This is a genomic window from Streptomyces albireticuli (genome assembly GCF_021228125.1).
Taxonomy (GTDB): domain Bacteria; phylum Actinomycetota; class Actinomycetes; order Streptomycetales; family Streptomycetaceae; genus Streptomyces; species Streptomyces albireticuli.
Window position 1 is genome coordinate 80620 of the sequence record NZ_JAJQQS010000012.1, and the last position, 20738, is coordinate 101357.

The 20738-nt window shown below is 72.4% G+C and carries 15 protein-coding genes; 7 read left to right on the forward strand and 8 right to left on the reverse strand.

What is annotated here, in order from left to right; all coding sequences use genetic code 11:
* The first annotated feature begins 53 nt into the window (after positions 1-53).
* On the forward strand, positions 54-1436 hold the full coding sequence (locus tag LUZ64_RS21885) for an L-serine ammonia-lyase (protein WP_095583747.1): 1383 nt from the start codon (positions 54-56) through the stop codon (positions 1434-1436).
* Positions 1437-1606: 170 nt separating this feature from the next.
* Here LUZ64_RS21885 and LUZ64_RS21890 read toward each other — a convergent pair whose 3' ends face one another.
* Positions 1607-2464: an SCO4651 family lipoprotein gene (locus LUZ64_RS21890; protein ID WP_095583748.1), complete on the reverse strand. Its 858-nt coding sequence runs from the start codon at positions 2462-2464 to the stop codon at positions 1607-1609.
* Between the two features lie 180 nt (positions 2465-2644).
* Here LUZ64_RS21890 and LUZ64_RS21895 point away from each other — a divergent pair, with 180 nt between their 5' ends.
* Complete coding sequence (locus LUZ64_RS21895; RefSeq protein ID WP_232389959.1) at positions 2645-3178, forward strand: ricin-type beta-trefoil lectin domain protein; 534 nt, start codon at positions 2645-2647, stop codon at positions 3176-3178.
* A gap of 196 nt (positions 3179-3374) precedes the next feature.
* On the opposite strand, the gene cutA is transcribed toward LUZ64_RS21895, so the two are convergent.
* Positions 3375-3716 carry a divalent-cation tolerance protein CutA gene (cutA, locus tag LUZ64_RS21900; protein WP_095582567.1) on the reverse strand — a complete coding sequence of 114 codons (342 nt, stop codon included), beginning with the start codon at positions 3714-3716 and terminating at the stop codon, positions 3375-3377.
* A 61-nt stretch (positions 3717-3777) separates the two neighbouring features.
* On the opposite strand from cutA, the gene LUZ64_RS21905 reads away from it, so the two are divergent.
* Complete coding sequence (locus tag LUZ64_RS21905) at positions 3778-4086, forward strand: hypothetical protein (RefSeq protein WP_087926168.1); 309 nt, start codon at positions 3778-3780, stop codon at positions 4084-4086.
* 24 nt (positions 4087-4110) lie between these two features.
* Here the strand turns inward: LUZ64_RS21905 and LUZ64_RS21910 are convergent, their stop codons facing one another.
* The 5 genes from LUZ64_RS21910 to LUZ64_RS21930 all read right to left on the reverse strand — a co-directional run bounded on the left by LUZ64_RS21910 (position 4111) and on the right by LUZ64_RS21930 (position 8209).
* Positions 4111-4335 carry an EF-hand domain-containing protein gene (locus tag LUZ64_RS21910; RefSeq protein WP_095582566.1) on the reverse strand — a complete coding sequence of 75 codons (225 nt, stop codon included), beginning with the start codon at positions 4333-4335 and terminating at the stop codon, positions 4111-4113.
* 47 nt (positions 4336-4382) lie between these two features.
* On the reverse strand, positions 4383-4889 hold the full coding sequence (locus tag LUZ64_RS21915; RefSeq protein ID WP_232389958.1) for an N-acetylmuramoyl-L-alanine amidase: 507 nt from the start codon (positions 4887-4889) through the stop codon (positions 4383-4385).
* A 416-nt stretch (positions 4890-5305) separates the two neighbouring features.
* Positions 5306-5809: an ATP-binding protein gene (locus tag LUZ64_RS21920; RefSeq protein WP_095582565.1), complete on the reverse strand. Its 504-nt coding sequence runs from the start codon at positions 5807-5809 to the stop codon at positions 5306-5308.
* A gap of 284 nt (positions 5810-6093) precedes the next feature.
* Positions 6094-6876 carry an enoyl-CoA hydratase/isomerase family protein gene (locus LUZ64_RS21925; RefSeq protein WP_095582561.1) on the reverse strand — a complete coding sequence of 261 codons (783 nt, stop codon included), beginning with the start codon at positions 6874-6876 and terminating at the stop codon, positions 6094-6096.
* 88 nt (positions 6877-6964) lie between these two features.
* The gene (locus LUZ64_RS21930) at positions 6965-8209 is read right to left on the reverse strand and encodes a L,D-transpeptidase (protein ID WP_372471966.1); all 1245 of its coding nucleotides are present in this window, start codon (positions 8207-8209) and stop codon (positions 6965-6967) included.
* Between the two features lie 409 nt (positions 8210-8618).
* Here LUZ64_RS21930 and glgX point away from each other — a divergent pair, with 409 nt between their 5' ends.
* From glgX to LUZ64_RS21950, 4 genes are all read left to right on the forward strand, one after another.
* On the forward strand, positions 8619-11075 hold the full coding sequence (gene glgX / locus LUZ64_RS21935; protein ID WP_372471965.1) for a glycogen debranching protein GlgX: 2457 nt from the start codon (positions 8619-8621) through the stop codon (positions 11073-11075).
* A 34-nt stretch (positions 11076-11109) separates the two neighbouring features.
* Positions 11110-12960, forward strand: a complete 1851-nt coding sequence (locus tag LUZ64_RS21940; protein WP_095582560.1) for an ABC transporter ATP-binding protein — start codon at positions 11110-11112, stop codon at positions 12958-12960.
* Positions 12957-14891: an ABC transporter ATP-binding protein gene (locus tag LUZ64_RS21945; RefSeq protein ID WP_095582559.1), complete on the forward strand. Its 1935-nt coding sequence runs from the start codon at positions 12957-12959 to the stop codon at positions 14889-14891. Before LUZ64_RS21940 ends, LUZ64_RS21945 begins: the two co-directional genes overlap by 4 nt.
* Before the next feature lie 711 nt (positions 14892-15602).
* Positions 15603-17885: a M4 family metallopeptidase gene (locus LUZ64_RS21950; RefSeq protein WP_095582558.1), complete on the forward strand. Its 2283-nt coding sequence runs from the start codon at positions 15603-15605 to the stop codon at positions 17883-17885.
* Between the two features lie 169 nt (positions 17886-18054).
* On the opposite strand, the gene glgP is transcribed toward LUZ64_RS21950, so the two are convergent.
* Positions 18055-20682 carry an alpha-glucan family phosphorylase gene (gene glgP / locus LUZ64_RS21955; RefSeq protein ID WP_095582557.1) on the reverse strand — a complete coding sequence of 876 codons (2628 nt, stop codon included), beginning with the start codon at positions 20680-20682 and terminating at the stop codon, positions 18055-18057.
* Positions 20683-20738 lie beyond the last annotated feature (56 nt).

Here is a 20738-nt window from a genome sequence, read left to right on the forward strand (position 1 = left end):
CCCGCATCACCGACGCGTCACCCCCGTACCACCGACCAGAGGGAGCAGCCACCGTGGCCATCTCCGTATTCGATCTCTTCTCGATCGGCATAGGCCCGTCCAGCTCCCACACGGTCGGTCCCATGCGGGCCGCGCTGATGTTCACGCGCCGTCTGAAGAACGAGGGCCTCCTGGCCCACACCACCTCCGTGCGCGCCGAGCTCTTCGGCTCCCTCGGCGCCACCGGCCACGGCCACGGCACGCCCAAGGCCGTCCTGCTCGGCCTGGAGGGCCACTCCCCGCGCACCGTCGACGTGGAGACCGCGGACGACGAGGTCGAGCGGATCCGTGCGACGAAGCGGCTGCGGCTGCTCGGCGCGGAGATCGGCTCCACCCACGAGATCGACTTCGACGAGTCGACGCAGCTGATCCTGCACCGCCGCCGCTCCCTGCCGTACCACGCCAACGGCATGACCCTCTTCGCCTACGACGAGGACGGCGCGCCCCTGCTGGAGAAGACCTACTACTCGGTCGGCGGCGGCTTCGTCGTCGACGAGGACGCGGTGGGCGAGGACCGGATCGTCCTCGACGACACCGTGCTGAAGTACCCCTTCCGCACCGGTGACGAGCTGCTCCGCCTCTCCCGCGAGACGGGCCTGTCGATCTCGGCCCTGATGCTGGAGAACGAGAAGGCCTGGCGCACGGAGACGGAGATCCGCGAGGGCCTCCTGGAGATCTGGCGCGTCATGCAGGCGTGCGTCTCGCGCGGCCTGTCCCGCGAGGGCATCCTGCCGGGCGGTCTCAAGGTCCGCCGCCGCGCCGCGAACACCGCCCGCCAGCTGCGCGCCGAGGGCGACCCGCAGGCCCGTGCGATGGAGTGGATCACGATCTACGCCATGGCGGTCAACGAGGAGAACGCCGCGGGCGGCCGCGTCGTGACGGCCCCGACCAACGGCGCCGCGGGCATCATCCCGGCCGTGCTGCACTACTACATGAACTTCGTGCCCGGCGCGGACGAGGAGGGCATCGTCCGCTTCCTCCTCGCCGCGGGCGCGATCGGCATGCTCTTCAAGGAGAACGCCTCCATCTCCGGCGCCGAGGTCGGCTGCCAGGGCGAGGTCGGCTCCGCCTGCTCGATGGCCTCCGGCGGCCTCGCCGAGGTCCTCGGCGGCTCCCCCGAGCAGGTCGAGAACGCCGCCGAGATCGGCATGGAGCACAACCTGGGCCTCACCTGCGACCCGGTCGGCGGCCTGGTGCAGATCCCGTGCATCGAGCGCAACGGCATGGCCGCGGCCAAGGCCGTCACCGCGGCCCGGATGGCCCTGCGCGGCGACGGCCGCCACCACGTCTCCCTGGACAAGGTCATCAAGACCATGAAGGAGACGGGCGCGGACATGAAGGTCAAGTACAAGGAGACGGCGCGGGGCGGTCTCGCGGTCAACGTCATCGAGTGCTGAGCGCGTACGCGTACTGATCCACACCGCCGGAGGGCGGGCGCCGGGACCCGGCGCCCGCCCTCCGCGCGTGTGCGGTGAGGGTGGAGGCCCCGGGCCGCACTCGGCGTGTGGGCGACACGGTGACGCGCACGCCCGGGGCCCGGAGGCCGTCCGCCTCGCGCGCGCTCCCGCTACTTGTTCTTCTTCGCCTGGGCCTCCATGGCCTCCTTCTCGGTCGCGGTCTCCGCGGCCGGCGGCGGCTGGATCTTCAGGTCGGCGCCGAAGTCGCTGTACTCGTCGGCCGCGGCGTACTCGCCCTTGGAGCCCTTGCCGGCCTCCCGGGTCTTGGCGATCACACCGTCCTTGTCGACCCAGACGTCGAGGGCGATCTTCTCCAGGCCCTTCTCCTTCCAGGCGTTCACGGTGAAGTCGCGGTCGTTCTCCTTCATCGCGTCGCCCTTGTACGCGGCGAGCTCCGACACGACGACCGTGCCCTGGTAGTGGGCCACGCGGCGGCCGCCGACCGTCTCGACACCGGCGTGCCGGAGGTCCTTGGCGGTCGTGAGGGTGGCCGCCATCCGGACGAAGGGCTCCGACGGGTCGGTGTCCTTCGCGCCGCCGACGCCGAAGGCCCACCACTTCTTGCCGGGGACCATGGGCGAGTTGAAGTACATCTTGTCGCCCACCGCGATGACGTGGGTGACGCCGTCGGGCGCCTCGGCCGTCTTCCGGCCGGTCTCCTTCATGTCGGAGGCGTGCGGCTTCACCTGGAAGGCGCCCTCGGTGACGGAGTCGCCCTGCTCGTCCTTCAGCGTCCCCTTGGCACGGTAGGTGTTCTGCCGCGCGCCGTTGGCCGCGGCGGCCTTGAGGGCCGTCACCGGATCCGCCGACTTGAGCGCCTTGTCCGCGCCGTCGTCCTTCCGCCCCGCGCTGTCGCCTGCGCCGGAACCGTCCGAGGTGTTCCCGCCGTCACCGCCGCCGCACGCGGCGAGGCTCAGGGCGAGCGCGACGCCGGTGGCCGCCACGACGGTCTTACGTATCGCCTTCAAGGCCCTTACCGTCCTTTATTCGTATTTCGTAAAGTTTCGGTGAGGATATCCCGTCCGACCAGCGGTTTCACCGGCAGATGACCATGGCCGGAAACAGCGTGTCAGCACCCTGACGCCGTCAGTAATGTCAACGCCCTCTCGCAGTTCCTCGTCGTCCCCCTGATCCGAGGAGTTCCCGCCATGAGCCGTCCCCTGCGTTCCACCGTCGCCTTCCTCGGCACCGCCGTCGCCGCCCTCGGCCTCGCCTCCCCCGCCGCCGTGGCGGACGCCCCCGCACCGGCGTCCGCCGTACGGATCCACAGCGCCGCGTACGGCGGCTGCCTCACGGCCGAGGGCTCGGCGTACCGCGACCCGCGCGGCACCTCACGGCCCTGGCTCGTGGCCCTCCAGCCCTGCGAGGACGCCCCGGCGTACCGCCAGTCCTGGCGCTACAGCCCGGACACCCGCCAGTACCAGTCCGTCGCCGAGCCCTACCGCTGCGTCGAGCGACGGGGCGGGCTGCTGGTGACGTCCCTGTGCGACGCGGACTCGGCGGCGCAGCGCTTCCGGGTGGAGCGGGTGAGCGGGAGTGGTGGCGGCCGGGTGAAGGTCGTGGCGGAGGCGGATGGGCGGGTGTGGGAGCAGGTCGCGCGGCGGGGTGCGTGGGGGGAGGGGGTGCGGGACGGTCGTGACGGGGGTTCTGGGGCGCAGAGATGGTGGATCGGCGCGGTCTGAGCCGGGGGGGTGCCGCTGCGCGGGGCTTTGTCCCCTACCCGCCCCTTCCCGAAACCGGGGGCTTCGCCCCCGGGCCCCCTTTCCGCGCTGACGCGCGGTGGCCTCAAGCGCCGGCCGGGCTGAATTCGCCCGGTTTCGGGAAGGGGCGGTGCTGGGGACAAAGCCCCGCGCAGCGGCACCCCCGCCCCCCTACCGCTCACCCCTCCGCCGTCGTCTCCGCCCGCACCCACGCCAAGTACTCGTCACTCCCCGCCACGATCGGCGTGGCGATGACCTCCGGCGTCGCGTACCCATGCGCACCCTTGATGTGCGCTTCCAGCTCCGCGTACCGCTCCCCCGTCGTCTTGTACAGCACCCGCCACTCCGTATCGCACGCGACCTTGCCCCGCCAGTGGTAGTGGCTGGTGATCGGTCCGTCGATCTGCGCGCACGCGGCGAGGCGGCGCTCGACGGCGGTGGTGGCGAGGAGCCGGGCGCGCTCCTCGCTGTCGGTCGTGGTCGTCACGGCGAGGTACGCGGCGGGCGCGGCGGCGGGCATGGCGCCGACCGTACACCGGCCGGGGGCGGCGTTGTCAGTGCCGGCGGTTACGCTCACGAGCATGAGTTACGCAGACCTGCGCGAACTCCAGAGCGCGCTCAACACCGCCTCGGACATCGCCTTCGCTCTCGACGCCGCACCGGCGGCCCATGAGGCCGATCAGCTCGCCGACGCCCTGCGCCGGGCGCTGGCCGCGGCCAATGCCCTGGGGGCCGGCGCGACGGCCACCGGATGCGCCGAGCACCCCAAGGGAGCCGTCGATCCGCTCTACGGCGACACGGAGGACCCGCTGCCCCCGGGCTGGGGCCGGTGTCTGCTGTGCAACGACCGGCGGCGCCGGGCCGGCGCGCAGCGCAGGGGCTGGCGCTGACCCGGCCGCCGCGCCGGGGCCGGGTCAGTCGTTGAGGGACGCCCAGAACTCGTCGAAGGACAGCACGCCGTCGCCGTTGCCGTCCTTCTTGTTGATGATGGCCTGGGCCACCGTCTCGGTGACCTGGAAGTCGCCGAGCTGAGCCATCACGCTCTTGTACTCGGCGGCCGTGATCAGGCCGTCCCCGTCCACGTCGAACCGCTCGAAAGCCTTCCGCGCCTCGGCCTTGCGCGCCTCGATGTCGGCGATGTCGGCCATGTGGGCCTCCCCTTGTGTGCTGGTGTGACCGGCACAGATTAGCGGCCGTCGCTCACCAGCTTGAGATAGCGGTCCCAGTCCCAGTACGGACCGGGGTCGGTATGGGTGGATCCGGGGACTTCGTCGTGGCCGATGATGTGCGTACGGTCCTTGGGGATGCCGTAGCGGTCGCAGACGGCGGCGGTCAGCCGCGCCGACGCGCGGTAGAGGACGTCCGTGAGGTATTCGGGCCGGTCGATCCAGCCCTCGTGCTCGATGCCGATGCTGCGGGTGTTGCGGTTCCAGTTGCCGGCGTGCCAGGCGATGTCCTTCTCCCGGACGAACTGGCCGATGTAGCCGTCGGCGGAGGCGACCATGTAGTGCGCGGAGACCTTGGCCGCCGGGTCCTGGAAGATCCGCATCGCGTCGGGGAACGTCTCCTGGGTCAGATGGATCACCACGAGATCGACCGGGTACGCGGCCGGGCGGCCGGAGACCGTGTAGTTGGCGCTGTCCGCCGGTATCCAGTGGGTGGGCGGATACACGGCGGCGGGGTTCTCTTCCAAGACGGCCCTCCAGGGTGGTCCGGGACATGACACTCCAGAATGCCCACGCCCGCGAGCACCGACACGGACTCCGCATAAAAATAGGAGTTACTGCTGGTTCATTCATGGTTTACAAGGCAGGTGTCTCATCTCACCTTGGATTACCGAGAATGCTTATCCGGATTGCCCGAATATGACGTGATAGCCGCTTTGGCTGGAACGGAGCCGTCTGTCATAGTCGACGCGTCGACCCTCCCTTGACCCGGGCCAGGTCGCGCATCCCGCCGTGGAACACACCCCATTCTCCGCGGCGGACACGAAGAGGCCCCCGGCCCGTCGCACTCCGACGCATGGGGGCCTCTTCGTTTTCCCCGGCCGGAGCCTGTCACCGGGGCCCGTCGCCGTAGTGAGTCGGCGAGGCTCACCACCGGAGTCCGTCAGCGGTCCGCGACCCGCATCTCGAACCAGGTCGTCTTGCCCCGCGCCAGCAGGTCCACGCCCCACCGGTCCGAGAGCTTGTCCACCAGGAACAGGCCCCGCCCGCTGGTGTCCATCTCATGGACGGGCATCAGGCACGGCAGCCCGCGGGAGGGGTCCCGGACCTCCATCCGGAGCCAGCCGCGGCGGCGCAGCATCCGCAGGCCGAAGAACCGGGCCCCGGTGTGGCGGACGGCGTTGCCCACGAGCTCGGAGACCAGCAGGACGGCGTGCTCGGTGAGTTGGGCCGAGAGGCCCCACTGCCGCTGCACCACCGCCTGCGTCAGCCGGCGCGCGGCCACGGCCGACTGAGGGCGCGAGGGCAGCCGGACCTCCCCGAGCGCGGGGTTACCGAACAGGTCGAACGACTTGAGCGCCGGTTCGCCGTCCACTACCGGTGACCACCGCACCGCGGCCGCCCCGCCCCGCTGTCGCGGCTGCTCCGTTCCATCCAGGCCCGCCATGTCACCCATCATGGCCGCCGTAAAGACGTCATGGGCTGGAACGGGGGGATTCGATTGAGCGGAATCCCGCCCTCCAAGGGGCCGGGACGACATATGCCATGGGCAGGCAGTTGCCCGGAAAATCGATACTGACCTGCGGCGACCGCCCCCGTAAGAATGATCGCCCGGAGCGGCCCCACAGGCCCGCGCGGACAGGCCCGCCCGTCCGGGAATTCCCCCACAAGGGGCAACCCCGCGCAGGACCCGCCCCGGCCCGGGCGCCGCCGGGCCGGGGCGGGGGCCCGTCAACCGGCGGACGGCCGGACGAACTTGGCCTTGCCCGGCCCGTCCTCGACGAAGCTCCGCATGCCGATCTCCCGGTCCTCGGTCGCGAACAGCCCCGCGAACCAGTTGCGTTCGATGGCGAGTCCGGTGTCGATGTCGGTCTCCAGGCCGGTGTCCACCGCCTCCTTGGCGGCGCGCAGCGCCAGCGCGGGCCCGGCGGCGAGCCTGGTGGCCCACTCGAGCGCCCGCTCGTAGACCTCCGCCGCCGGTACGACCCGGTCGACGAGGCCGAGGGCCAGCGCCTCGTCCGCCTTGACCTGGCGTCCGGTGAAGATGAGGTCCTTGGCCTTGGACGGGCCGACGAGCCGGGCCAGCCGCTGGGTGCCGCCCGCGCCCGGGATGAGGCCCAGCAGGATCTCCGGCTGGCCGAGCTTGGCGTTGTCGGCGGCGATCCGGAAGTCGGCGCAGAGCGCGAGCTCGCAGCCGCCGCCCAGGGCGTAGCCGGCGACGGCCGCGACGACGGGCTTGGGGATCCGGGCGACGGCGGTGAAGGAGTCCTGGAGACCGCGGGACCGCGCCACCATGGCGGCGTGGTCCATGTCCCGCATCTCCTTGATGTCCGCACCGGCCGCGAAGACCTTCTCGCCGCCCCAGAGCACCACGGCGCGGACGTCCTCGCGGCGGGTCGCCTCCTCGGCGAGCTCGCGGATCCTGTCCTGCGTGGAGATGTCGAGGGCGTTCATCGGCGGCCGGTCCAGACGGAGCGTGCCGACACCCTCGGAAACCTCAAGATGCACAGTCATGACAACAGGTTAATCCCGGTTAACGGCCCGCGGCCCGGTGCACTCGGTCACAAGTGCTCCGGGCCGCGGGCCGTACGGGAACGGGTCGTCAGCCGGCCGCGGGGGTGCTCTTGCCCCACTCGGACCACGGCATGTTCCAGCCGTTGAGGCCGTTCTCCGGCTGGATCGTCTTGTCGTCGGAGTTCTTGACGACCACGACGTCACCGACGAGGGAGTTCTTGTAGAACCAGGCGGCCGGGGTGTTCGGGTCGCCGCCGCCGCGCTGGTCCTCCAGGCCCACACAGCCGTGGCTGGCGTTCTCCGAGCCGAAGGTGGACGAACCGGACCAGTAGTTGCCGTGCAGGAAGGTGCCGGAGGTGGAGAGGCGCATCGCGTGCGGCACGTCCGGGATGTCGTACTCGCCCTTGCCGTCGCCCTTGGTGAAGCCGACGGTGGCGCCGTTCATGCGCGTCACGTCGTGCTTCTCGCTGATGACCATCTGGCCGTTGTACGTGGGGTTGGCGGGGGCGCCGGCGGATATCGGGATGGTCCTGATGACCTTGCCGTCCCGCTCCACCGTCATCTGGTGGGACTTGGCGTCGACCGTGCTGACCTGGCTGCGGCCGACCGTGAACTTCACGGTCTTCGTCTGCGAGCCGTACACGCCCTCGCGGCCCTGGACGCCGTCGAGGTTCAGATCGACCTTCACCTTGGTCCCTGCGGCCCAGTACTTCTCGGGACGGATGTCGACGCGGTCGTTGCCGAACCAGTGCGCCTTGACCGGAACGGCCGGCTCGGCGGTCACCTTGATGGCCCGCTCGACGGCCTTCGGGTCGGTGATGCCGCGGCTGAAAGTAATCGATACGGGCATTCCGACGCCGACGGTCTCGCCGTCCTCCGGCGTGAAGTAGCCGACGAAAGTGTTCTGCGGGGTGAGCGTCGTGAACGACGCGTGCTTGGCCGACGTGCGGCCGTCCTCGTCCTTGGCCAGCGCGTCCACCGTGTACTTCGCGGAGGCCGCCAGATGGGCGGTCGGCTCCCAGGCCGAACCGCCCCCGGTTATCCTGCCCTCGACGGTCCTGCCCTTGCCGTCGGCGACCTTGACGGACGTCAGCTTGCCCTGGGCCGCGGTGACCTTGAGCTTGCCGCTCGTCTCGACGTCCTTCGCGCCGTCCTTCGGGGCGATCTCCACGACGGCCTTCGAGGGCTTGCCGTCGTCGACGACCTTCTCGCCCTTCTTCTTGCCTTCGTCATCGCCACCACAGGCGCTGACCAGCAGCAACACCATTCCGAGCAGCAGCGCCGACAGGCCCTTGCGGCCCGCGCGCCCTCTCGATGTCGGCTGCACGTTCACTACGGTTCGTCTCCCCTCGCACGGCCCGCGGCCAAGCGGAGCCCCCAGAGCGCGGCTCGCGCTTCGGCGATAGATAACCACATGCCAGGGACAGCTCGGCCCCTGGGGAATGTCACCGTTCGGTCCCGAATGGGATAGCTCGGCGACGGCCCTGGGGACGGTGACGCGCTCCGCGCGCATGAGGTGCGGCCGGTGGCCGGAGTGAGGCATCTTAATCCGGCCAACCACGGGCCTGACACCGGGGGTCGGGTCGGCGGCACCGGCCCGCGCGCCCGCGCGGCGGGCCCGATCACATGTGTGAGCGCGCCCGTGGATGTGGGCAGAACTGGGGGAAGGACTGGACCGCCGACGCCCGGTACGGGAAGCCGGGTGCCCGGCGTGCCGGCCGAGAGCCGCCGGAGGCGAAGACGTGTCGAGCGCACCCGAGCAAGAGGCGGAACAGGACGACGGGTTCGGGCGCGCCCCGGAGCGGCCCCGTACGGCCGGCGGCGGCACCGGCCCGGCCACGGCGGCCGTGACGGCCGCGGCCAACGGCCGGCCCCGGGCCCCCCGGGCCGGCCGGGCGGGGGTGCCGCCCGCCGCGGTGTGGCCGGGCAGCTCCGAACCGCTCGGCGCCCGCTTCAGGACGGGCGCCGACGGGGTGGCGGGGACGAACTTCGCCCTGTGGGCCGGCGGCGCCGAGGCCGTGGAGCTCTGTCTCTTCGACGACGCCGACGAGGAGGCGGACAGCCGCCCGGGCGGCCCGGACGCCCCGGACGGCTCCGGCGCCCGCCCCGGCACCGGTGGCGAGGGCGGCCCCCGCCGCCGGGAGCGCGAGACCCGCCACCTCCTCACCGAGCTGACCCACGAGATATGGCACGGCTTCGTCCCCGGCGTCCGCCCCGGCCGCCGCTACGGCTACCGCGTCCACGGCCGCTGGGACCCGTGGACCGGCGCCCGCTGGAACCCCTCCAAGCTGCTCCTGGACCCGTACGCCCGCGCGGTCGACGGCGATTTCACCCTGCCGCCCGAGGTGTACGGCCACGTCCGCGACTGGCCGCAGCAGCACGTCGCCGACACCGTCCGCGACGAGCGCGACTCCGCGCCGTACGTCCCCAAGGGCGTGGTCGTCGCGGACGGCGACGACTGGGCGGACGACCGGCGTCCGAAGACCCCCTGGGCCGACTCGGTCATCTACGAACTGCACGTCCGCGGCTTCACCATGCGCCACCCCGGCATACCGGAGAACCTGCGCGGCACATACGCCGGGCTCGCGCACCCGGCGGCCGTGGAGCACCTGGCGCGGCTGGGCGTGACGGCGGTGGAGCTGCTGCCGGTCCATCAGTTCGCCCACGAGGACCACCTGCTGAGGCGGGGCCTGCGCAACTACTGGGGTTACAACTCCATCGGCTACTTCGCGCCGCACGCCGGCTACGCCGCCTCGGGCACCCGGGGCCCGCAGGTCGGCGAGTTCAAGCGGATGGTCCGGGCCCTGCACGCGGCCGGCATCGAGGTCATCCTCGACGTCGTCTACAACCACACGGCGGAGGGCGGCGAGCTGGGCCCCACGCTCTCGCTGCGCGGCGTCGACAACCGCCGCTACTACCGCCTCCAGGGCGACGCCCGCCGCTACGCCGACTACACCGGCTGCGGCAACACCCTCCACGTGGTGCAGCCGAACGTCCTGCGGCTGATCACCGACTCGCTGCGGTACTGGGTGACGGAGATGGGCGTCGACGGCTTCCGCTTCGACCTGGCGGCGGCCCTGGCCCGCTCCATGCACGACGTCGACATGCTCTCGCCGTTCCTCGCGGTCATCGCCCAGGACCCGGTGCTGCGCCGGGTCAAGCTCATCGCCGAGCCGTGGGACGTGGGCTCGGGCGGCTACCAGGTGGGCGCCTTCCCCCCGCTCTGGACGGAGTGGAACGACCGCTACCGGGACGCGGTACGGGACTTCTGGCGCGGCGCCCTGCCGGACGTGCGCGACCTCGGCTACCGCCTCTCGGGCTCCAGCGACCTCTACGCCTGGGGCGGCCGCCGCCCCTACGCCTCCGTCAACTTCGTCACCGCGCACGACGGATTCACCCTGCGCGACCTGGTGAGCTACGAACAGAAGCACAACGAGGCCAACGGCGAGGGCAACCGCGACGGCACCGGCGACAACCGCTCCTGGAACTGCGGCGCGGAGGGCCCGACCGACGACCCGGGCGTCCTGGCCCTGCGGCGGCGGCAGCTGCGGAACCTGCTGACCACCCTGCTGCTGTCGACGGGCGTGCCGATGCTGGTCGCGGGCGACGAGATGGGCCGCACCCAGGGCGGCAACAACAACGCCTACTGCCAGGACAACGCCACCAGCTGGGTCGACTGGTCGCTGCTGGAGGACCCGGGCTGGCGGGCGCTGCGGGACCTGGCCGGCCGGCTGCTCGCGCTGCGCCGCGCCCACCCGGTGCTGCGCAGCCGGGCGTTCTTCTCCGGCCGCCCGCAGGGGGCGGACGGCCTGCGGGACCTGGCGTGGTTCACGGCGGAGGGCACGGAGATGACGCGCGACGACTGGTACGCCCCCAAGGCCACCCTCGGGATGTACCTCTCCGGCCGTGACATCAGCGAGCGCGGCCCTCAGGGCGAGCCCGTCACGGACGACAGCTTCCTCGCGGTGCTGCACGCCGGCGAGGGGCCCGTGCGCTTCACTCTCCCCGGGCCGCCGTGGGCGGACACCTACGAACTCCTGGTGAACACCGCCCTGGAGAAGCAGGACGCGGCCCCGGGCGACCGGCGGGCCGCGGGCTCGCCCGTCGCCGTGCGGGCCCGCTCGGTCCTGCTGCTGCGGGCGCGGAGCCGGGGAACGGCGATCCCCGTAACGGAGGTTCCGGGCCCGAAAAACGAGTGAACGGTGTCAGTGGTGAACCGTAGTCTCGCTCCTGATGACTGAGACCCGAGGAGACCCCGCCCGGCCCCGGCGCCGCTCGACCGTCCGTTCACTGCTCCGTCTGTGGCCGTATGTCCGGCCGGTGCGGGGCCGCTTGCTGGCGGCCGCCCTGATGGCGGTCCTGGGGTCCTTGATGTCCCTGGTCATCCCGCTGGCCCTCAAGTGGATGGTGGACGGCCCGGTCGCCGACCGCGAACCCTCCGGGGTGTGGCTGGGCGGTCTGGTGCTGCTGGTGCTCGGGAGCGCGGAGGCGTCGCTGTTCTGGGCGCGCCGGGCGCTGACGGCGCGGCCGCTGGCACGGGTCGAGGCGGACATGAGGGCGTCGCTCTACCGCCACCTCCAGCGGCTGCCCGTCTCCTTCCACGACCGCTGGCCCTCGGGTCAGCTGCTGTCCCGGGCCACGACGGATCTGATGCTGCTGCGCATCTTCCTCGCGTTCCCGCTGACCTTCCTGCTGGTCAACGGCGTGACCATCGTGGCCGGTTTCCTCATCCTGCTGACGCAGGAGTGGACGCTGGGGCTGGTCCTGCTGGCCCCGGTGGTGCCGCTGATCGTGCTGTGCCGGTATTTCGAGGAGCGCTACTCCCAGGCGGCGCGCACGGCACAGGACCGAACCGGCGATCTGACGACGGTCGTCGAGGAGAGCGTCCTCGGCATCCGCGTCGTCAAGGGCTTCGGCCGCCACCGCGGCCAGGAGCGGGCGTTCGCGGCGCTCGCCGGCGGGGTGCGCGACACGGAGCTGCGCAAGGCGGGCCTGCTGGGGGCGGTGTGGGCGGTGATCATGATCCTGCCGGAGCTGGCCCTCGGGGCGGCGCTGGTGCTGGGCGTGATGCGGGTCGCCGACGGCGATCTGTCGGCGGGCACGCTGGTGGCGTTCCTGTCGACGGCGCTGGCGCTGCGGTGGCCGGTGGAGTCGATGGGCTTCCTGCTGGCGATCACCAATGAGTCGGCGACGGCCGCGGACCGCTTCTTCGAGGTGATGGACTCCCGGCCGCCCGCGGGTGAGCCGGCGTCGGTGCCGGCGCCGCGGGCGGCGGCCGGGAAGGCCGGTGCGGGGACCGCGAAGGCAGCGGACGCCTGGGGCGACGAGGCGGCGGGACTGCGCCTGGAGGGCGTGGAGTTCCGCTATCCCGACGCCCCGGCGGACGCGCCGCCCGTGCTGCGGGGCGTCGATCTGCACATCCGGCCCGGCGAGACCATGGCGCTCGTCGGCACCACGGGCAGCGGCAAGACGACGCTCACCGCGCTCATTCCCCGGCTCCACGAGGCGACGGCCGGGCGGATCACCCTGGACGGCCAGGACATCGCCGCGCTGCCCCGCGAACGGCTGCGGCGGCTGGTCTCGGTCGCCTTCGAGGACCCCACGCTCTTCTCCGCCACCGTCGCCGAGAACGTCCTGATGGGCGCCGAGGGGGCCGGCGAGCCCGAGCTCGTACGGGCACTGGCCGTGGCCCAGGCCGACTTCGCGCACGACCTTCCGGACGGGACGGCGACCCAGGTCGGGGAGCAGGGCCTCAGCCTGTCGGGCGGCCAGCGGCAGCGGCTGGCGCTGGCCCGCGCCGTCGTCGGCGAGCCCCGCTTCCTGGTCCTCGACGATCCGCTGTCCGCCCTGGACGTGCACACCGAGGCCATGGTGGAGGCGGCCCTGCGGAAGGTGCTGGCGACGACCACCGCGCTGATCGTCGCCCACCGCCCGTCCACGGTCCTGCTGGCCGACCGGGTGGCGCTGCTCTCCGGGGGCCGTGTCACCGCCGTCGGCACCCACCACGAACTGCTCCACGGCAACCGCGAGTACGCCGCCCTGATGTCCGGCGAGCCCCGCGGCGAGGAAGGGCGGACCCGATGACGACCAGCGCCCCCGATCAACGGACCGCCGAGGAGGAACCGGCCGCGGGCCGGACCGCCTCCGGCCCGGCCGGCACCCCCCGTCCCGGAGACCCCGCCGGCCCCACGGACTCCGCGGACTCCACGGACTCCACGGGCTCCTCCGATCCCTTCGACAAGGACGTGCTGCCCGCGCCGAAGGGCGCCTCCCTCGCCCTGCTGCGCTCGCTGCTCGCGCCCGCCCGGTGGCCGGTGCGGATCGCCGTCGTGGTGCTGCTGCTCCAGCAGGCCGCCGTGCAGGCCGGGCCGCTGCTCGTCGCGTTCGCCATCGACCGCGGCGTGCCCGCCGTCCGCCGGGGCGACCACGGTCCGCTCACGCTGATCGGCGCCGCCTATCTGGTCTCCGCGCTGGCCTCCGGGCTGCTCCAGTTCGCCTTCGTCCGGATCACCGCGCGCGTCGGCCAGGACGTCCTGCTGGACCTGCGCGGCCGGATCTTCCGCCACGCCCAGTCGCTCAGCGTCGACTTCCACGACCGCTACACCTCGGGCCGGCTGATCTCCCGGGCGACCACGGACGTCGAGTCCATCCGCGAGCTGCTGAACGAGGGCCTCCAGGAGCTGATCGGCATCGCCCTGTCGGTGGTCTACGTCTCCGCGGTGCTGCTGTACCTGGACTGGGGCGTCGGTGGCGCGGCCGTGCTCTCCTTCGCGCCGCTGTATCTGCTGGTGCGCTCCTACCGGCGCCGCTCGATGCTGGTCTACCGGGAGCGGTCCACGGCGGTCGCGTCGGTGATCGTGAAGTTCACCGAGACGATGAACGGCATCCGGCCGGTCCAGGCGTTCCGCCGCGAGCGGGCCAACGAGAAGGACTTCGACGCGCTCAACGCCCGGCACCTGAAGGCCAACGGCGCGGCGATGCTGGAGATGGCCCGCTATGTGGTGACGTCACGGCTGGTGGCCAACACCGCGCTCGCGGGGATCGTGCTGTGGGGCGCCTACCGGGTGGCGGACGGCGAGCTCGCGCTGGGCGCGCTGGCGGCCTCGGTGCTGTACCTGCGCCGGCTGTACGACCCGATCGACCGGCTCGCGATGTTCCTCAACTCCTACCAGTCCGCGGCCGCGTCCCTGGAGAAGATCGCGGGTCTGCTGGCCCAGCGGCCGTCGGTCCCCGAGCCCCGGGAGCCGCGGCCGCTGCCGGAGCGGACGGGCGGCGGCCCGGGCCGCGAGGTGGTCTTCGACGGGGTGCGGTTCGCCTACCGCACGGGCGGCGAGGTGCTGCCCCGCTTCGACCTGACGCTGCCCGCCGGGCAGACGGTGGCCGTGGTGGGCTCGACGGGCGCGGGGAAGTCCACGCTCGCCAAGCTCCTTTCGCGCTTCTACGACCCGACCGAGGGCGAGGTCCGGCTGGACGGCGTTCCGCTGCGCGAGCTGGCCGGGCCGGAGCTGCGGCGCGGGGTGGTGATGGTGACGCAGGAGTCGTTCCTCTTCTCCGGCACGGTCGCCGACAACATCGCCATCGGCCGTCCCGGGGCCACCCGTGAGGAGATGGAGCGGGCGGCCCGGGCGATCGGCGCGCACGACTTCATCACGGCCCTGCCGGACGGCTACGACACGGACGTCCGCAAGCGCGGTGGGCGGATCTCGGCGGGTCAGCGGCAGCTCGTCGGCTTCGCGCGGGCCCTGCTCGCCGACCCGGCGGTCCTCATCCTCGACGAGGCCACGTCCTCGCTGGACGTCCCGGGCGAGCGGGCCGTCCAGCGGGCCATGGGCACGGTGCTGCGCGGGCGGACGGCCGTGGTCATCGCCCACCGGCTGTCGACCGTGGAGATCGCGGACCGGGTGCTGGTGATGGCGGACGGCCGGATCGTGGAGGACGGCACCCCGGCCGAGCTCATCGCGGGGACGGGCCGCTTCGCGGAGCTGCACCGCGCCTGGCGGGACAGCCTGGTCTGATTTCCGGGGCCCCGGATCACGGTGTCAGCGCTGCCGGAAGGGGCATGCCGAGGCACGCGGGGGCGGTGGGGCCTCCCGCCGCACCCGCTCGGCCCTCCCGCCCGCACCCGGGTCGCCCGCCGGTCCGGGGCCGCGCCCGGCCCCTGTGGTGACCGCGCCACCCGGCCCGGGAAGCCGTCATTGGACCACACCATTTCCGGTCGAACAGCGGTTCCGTCCTCCCCGGCGCCCGTGCCACGAAGGGGACTCACACCTTCCCCCCGCGACCCCGGGTACGCGCTGGCGGCGGCGACCGTGACCGCCCCGAGGGGCCGTGCACCGCTATGCGGACCACGTTCTTTCGTCAACGGACGGATTTTGGCCAACTTGCCGCCGCACTCCTGACACGTACATGCCCGCGGTGGCACTCTTCCCTCCACCGACGCACGGCTTCCCCACGGCACCACTGCCGGGCGCCGGCCTACCTCCATATCTCCTTATCGGCTTCGCTGTTTCGGCTCCGCCGCGCGCTCTGGGCTCCGCCGTCTCGGCCCGTACCCCGGCCCCCACACCCCCCGCTCACGCCGGCCGCTCCCGAGTGCCCGACAGCACCGGGCGGCCCACCGTGTCCGGGGACGTTCCACGTGTTCTGCCTCGCTCTGCCCGGACGGCCAGTTCGCCGCCCGGCCGCCTCAGGCCACGCCCACCGTGGTCACCGCAGAAGGAGTCAGCGTGAGACCCACCCCCCATCGGCGCGCAGTCGCCACCGGCGCGCTGGTCGCCGTGACGGCGATGCTGGCCGTCGGCGTGCAGACCGGTTCCGCCACCGCCCGCACCGACGCGAAGGACACCGGCCGCACCCTCGTCGCCAAGGCCGACCCGGGCGCCCTGCCCGTCAAGCTCACCCCCTCGCAGCGCGCCGAGCTGATACGCGACGCGAACGCCACGAAGGCGACGACCGCGAAGACCCTGGGCCTCGGCGCCAAGGAGCGGCTGGTCGTCCGGGACGTCAGCAAGGACGCCGACGGCACGCTGCACACCCGCTACGAGCGCACCTACGACGGCCTGCCGGTCCTCGGCGGCGACCTCGTCGTCGACGCCACCAAGGGCGGCACCCCCAAGACCGTCGCCAAGGCGACCAAGGCGCGCCTCGCGGTCCCGACGACCAGCGCCTCGTTCGCCGCCGGCACCGCCGAGAAGGACGCGGTCAAGGCCGCTCAGGCGCAGGGCTCGAAGGCCACCAAGGCGGAGCGGGCGCCCCGCAAGGTGATCTGGGCGGCGAACGGCACGCCCGTCCTCGCCTACGAGACCGTGGTCGGCGGCCTCCAGCACGACGGCACCCCGAACGAGCTGCACGTCATCACGGACGCGCGGAGCGGCAAGAAGCTCTTCGAGTTCCAGGGCGTCAAGCAGGGCGTGGGCAACAGCCAGTACAGCGGCAAGGTCACCATCGGCACCTCGGGGTCCGCCCCGTCGTTCCAGCTCAACGACCCCACGCGCGGCGGCCACAAGACCTACAACCTCAACCGCGGCACGTCCGGCACCGGCACGCTCTTCACCGACGCCGACGACGTCTGGGGCAACGGCACCACCAGCGACCCGGCCACGGCGGGCGTCGACGCCCACTACGGCGCACAGCTCACCTGGGACTACTACAAGAACGTCCACGGGCGCAGCGGCATCAAGGGCGACGGCAAGGGCGCGTACAGCCGGGTCCACTACGGCAACGCCTATGTGAACGCGTTCTGGCAGGACACCTGCTTCTGCATGACGTACGGCGACGGCAGCGGCAACGCCAAGCCGCTGACCTCGATCGACGTGGCCGCGCACGAGATGACGCACGGCGTCACCTCGGCCACCGCGAACCTCACCTACAGCGGTGAGTCCGGCGGTCTCAACGAGGCCACCTCGGACATCTTCGCCGCCGCCGTGGAGTTCTGGGCCGAGAACCCCACCGACAAGGGCGACTACCTGGTCGGCGAGAAGATCGACATCAACAGCAACGGCACCCCGCTGCGCTACATGGACAAGCCCAGCAAGGACAGCCGTTCCAAGGACGCCTGGTACTCGGGCATCGGCTCCATCGACGTGCACTACTCGTCGGGCCCGGCCAACCACTGGTTCTACCTGGCCTCCGAGGGCAGCGGCCAGAAGGTCGTCAACGGGGTCTCCTACGACTCCCCGACCTCCGACGGCAAGCCCGTGACCGGCATCGGCCGGGACAACGCCGCCAAGATCTGGTTCAAGGCGCTGACCCAGCGGATGCAGTCCAACACCAACTACGCGGGCGCGCGCGACGCCACGCTGTGGGCCGCCGGTGAGCTCTTCGGCGTCGGCAGCGAGACGTACAACAACACCGCCAACGCATGGGCCGCGATCAACGTCGGCAGCCGGGCCACCACCGGTGTCTCGGTCACCGCGCCCGGCGACCAGACCAGCATCGTGAACACCGCCGTACAGCTCCAGATCAAGGCGTCGAGCTCCAGCTCCGGCGCGCTGACCTACGCGGCCACGGGCCTGCCCGCCGGCCTGTCGATCAACGCCTCGACCGGTCTGATCTCCGGCACCCCGACGGCCACCGGCACCAGCAACGTGACCGTGACGGTGAAGGACTCGGCCGGCCAGACCGGCACGTCCTCCTTCAAGTGGACCGTGAACACCACGGGTGGCGGCAGCGTCTTCGAGAACACCACCCCGGTGGCGATCCCGGACGCGAGCGACGCGGTCACCTCGCCGATCGTCGTGACCCGCAGCGGCAACGGCTCCTCGGCGCTGAAGGTGGACGTGAACATCACGCACACCTACCGCGGTGACCTCAAGATCGACCTGGTGGCCCCGGACGGCAAGTCCTGGCAGCTCAAGGCCTCCGACCCGTGGGACTCCGCCGAGGACGTCAAGGAGACCTACACCGTCGACGCCACCGGCGCCTCCGCGAGCGGCACCTGGAAGCTCCAGGTCCAGGACGTCTACTCCGGCGACGACGGCACCGTCAACAGCTGGAAGCTGAGCTTCTGAGCGACCCGCGGGAACCGGCCGACGTGGACGACCACGCCGCGCTGTACCGCTGACCGGTCCGGTGCCCCCACCGGCCGGCCACCGCACGGCACCGCATGAACCAGGCGCCGTCCGGGGTGAGTCCACCTCCCCCGGACGGCGCCTCACTACGTCCCGGACGGCGCCCCCGTCAGCGCAGCAGCACCCCCGACGCCCGGTCCGCGGCCTCCGACGGCAGCGTGACCAGCCCCAGCTCCGCGCCGCTCGCCAGCAGCCGGTGCGCGGGCAGGATCCGGACGGTGTAGCCGAAGGGCCCGGTGCGGTCGAGGGTGAGCGGGCCCTCGTAGATCCGGCGGCCGTCGGTGCCCGGGCCCGCGGTGGGCTTGAGCGGGAAGGTGCTGGTGCGGCTGAGGCGGTCGGAGGGGTCGACCCGGCCGGCCACGGCCTGGACCTCGACGTCCGCCGGGTCCAGGGCGCCGAGCGTCACGCTCACCCGCAGCGAGACCGTGGCGCCCAGCTCGGCCGTGCCGTTCAGGGCCGTGTCCGCCACCGCCTCCACATGGTCCACGGCGACACCCGGCCAGGCGTCCCGCACCCGGGTCTTCCAGGCCGCCAGCTCCCGGGCCGCGTCCGGGTTCAGCGCCCGCTGGGCCTCGGCCGCGGGGGTGTACAGCCGGTCCACATACTCGCGCACCATCCGCCCGGCGAGCACCTTGGGTCCCAGGGTGGCCAGGGTCCGGCGGACCATCTCGATCCAGCGCCCGGGCAGGCCGCCCGTCCCGCGGTCGTAGAAGCGCGGGGCGACCCGCTCGGCCAGCAGGTCGTAGAGGGCCGCGGCCTCCAGGTCGTCACGGCGGTCCTCGTCCGTGGCCGTACCGTCGGCGGTGGGGATCGCCCAGCCGAAGTCGGGCTCGAACCACTCGTCCCACCAGCCGTCGAGCACCGAGAGGTTGAGACAGCCGTTGAGCGCGGCCTTCATGCCCGAGGTGCCGCACGCCTCCAGCGGACGCAGCGGGTTGTTCAGCCAGACGTCGCAGCCCGGGTAGAGCTTCTGCGCCATGGCCATGCCGTAGTCGGGCAGGAAGACGACGCGGTGGCGTACGCGCGGGTCGTCGGCGAACCGCACGAGCTCCTGGACCAGCCGCTTGCCGCTGTCGTCCGCCGGGTGGGCCTTGCCCGCGACGACGATCTGGACCGGCCGCTCGGGGTGGAGCAGCAGCTCCATCAGCCGGTCGCGGTCGCGGAGCATGAGGGTGAGCCGTTTGTAGGACGGCACGCGGCGGGCGAAGCCGATGGTGAGGACGTCGGGGTCGAGCACGCCGTCGATCCAGCCGAGCTCGGCGGTGCCCGCCCCGCGCTCGCGCCAGGAGGCGCGCAGCCGCTCGCGGACCTCCTCCACCAGCTGCTCGCGCAGGGTGCGGCGGAGCTCCCAGATGTCGGCGTCGGAGATGTCGGCGACGGCGTCCCAGCGCTGCGAGCCGCCGACGGTCAGGGCGTCCTCGGCGCGGCCGGCGCCGATCTGCCGGGCGCCGAGCCGGAGCACCTCGGGGGCGACCCAGGTGGGGGCGTGCACCCCGTTGGTGACGGAGGTGATCGGCACCTCCTCGGGGTCGAAGCCCGGCCACAGGCCGGCGAACATCTGCCTGCTGACCTGGCCGTGCAGGGTGGAGACGCCATTGGCCCGCTGGGCGAGGCGCAGGCCCATCACGGCCATGTTGAAGAGGTTGGGCTCGCCGCCGGGGTAGCTCTCCAGGCCCAGTTCGAGCACCCGCTCGACATCGATGCCGGGGAGCTCCCCGGTGTGCCCGAAGTGCCGGGCGACGAGCTCGCGGTCGAAGCGGTCGATGCCGGCGGGCACGGGGGTGTGCGTGGTGAAGACGGCGCCGGCCCGTACGCACTCCAGTGCGCCGTCGAAGTCCGCCCCGCGCTCCACGAGTTCGCGGATGCGCTCCAGGCCGAGGAAGCCGGCGTGGCCCTCGTTGGTGTGGAACACCTCGGGTTCGGGGTGGCCGGTCAGCCGGCAGTACGTGCGCACGGCGCGCACCCCGCCGATGCCCAGGAGCATCTCCTGGAGCAGCCGGTGCTCGCCGCCGCCCCCGTAGAGCCGGTCGGTGACCTCGCGCTCGCCGGGGGCGTTCTCCTCGACGTCGGAGTCGAGGAGCAGCAGCGGCACCCGGCCGACGCGGGCCTGCCAGATGTAGGCGAGCAGCGAGCGGCCGCCGGGGAGGGCGAGGGTGACGCGGCTGGGGGTGCCGTCGGGCTCGCGGAGCATGGTGAGCGGGAGCTCGTTGGGGTCGAGCAGGGGGTAGTGCTCCTGCTGCCAGCCCTCGCGGGAGAGGGACTGGCGGAAGTAGCCGTGGCGGTAGAGCAGCCCGACGCCGATGAGGGGGACGCCGAGGTCGCTCGCGGACTTCAGGTGGTCGCCGGCGAGGATGCCGAGTCCGCCGCTGTACTGCGGGAGGGCGGCGGTGATGCCGAACTCCGGCGAGAAGTAGGCGACGGCGGCGGGCAGCCCCTCGGGCTGTTCCTGGTACCAGCGCCGGCCGGTCAGATAGTCGTGCAGGTCGTCGGAGGCCGCGGCGAGCCGCCGCCGGAAGCGGCGGTCCTCGGCGAGGGCTGCCAGCCGGGTGGCGGGCACGGCGCCCAGCAGCCGCAGCGGGTCGCCGGCGGCGGCCCGCCAGCCCTCGGGGTCGACGGCCTGGAAGAGCTCACGGGTCTCGGGGTGCCAGGACCAGCGCAGATTGCGCGCCAGCTCACTGAGCGGTCGTAGGGGCTCCGGAAGGACGGGACGCACACTGAATCGACGAATGGCCTTCACCCTCACGAAGGTAGCGGCGCGGCGGCTCCGGTTTCCGCGTGTTGGACGCAACTGCC

Bases quoted from the DNA above. Each gene is read 5' to 3' on its own strand.
- LUZ64_RS21895 (WP_232389959.1), top strand. From the start codon at position 2,645: ATGAGCCGTCCCCTGCGTTCCACCGTCGCCTTCCTCGGCACCGCCGTC.
- cutA (WP_095582567.1), bottom strand. From the start codon at position 3,716: ATGCCCGCCGCCGCGCCCGCCGCGTACCTCGCCGTGACGACCACGACC.
- LUZ64_RS21905 (WP_087926168.1), top strand. From the start codon at position 3,778: ATGAGTTACGCAGACCTGCGCGAACTCCAGAGCGCGCTCAACACCGCC.
- LUZ64_RS21920 (WP_095582565.1), bottom strand. From the start codon at position 5,809: ATGGCGGGCCTGGATGGAACGGAGCAGCCGCGACAGCGGGGCGGGGCG.
- LUZ64_RS21925 (WP_095582561.1), bottom strand. From the start codon at position 6,876: ATGACTGTGCATCTTGAGGTTTCCGAGGGTGTCGGCACGCTCCGTCTG.
- LUZ64_RS21940 (WP_095582560.1), top strand. From the start codon at position 11,110: ATGACTGAGACCCGAGGAGACCCCGCCCGGCCCCGGCGCCGCTCGACC.
- LUZ64_RS21945 (WP_095582559.1), top strand. From the start codon at position 12,957: ATGACGACCAGCGCCCCCGATCAACGGACCGCCGAGGAGGAACCGGCC.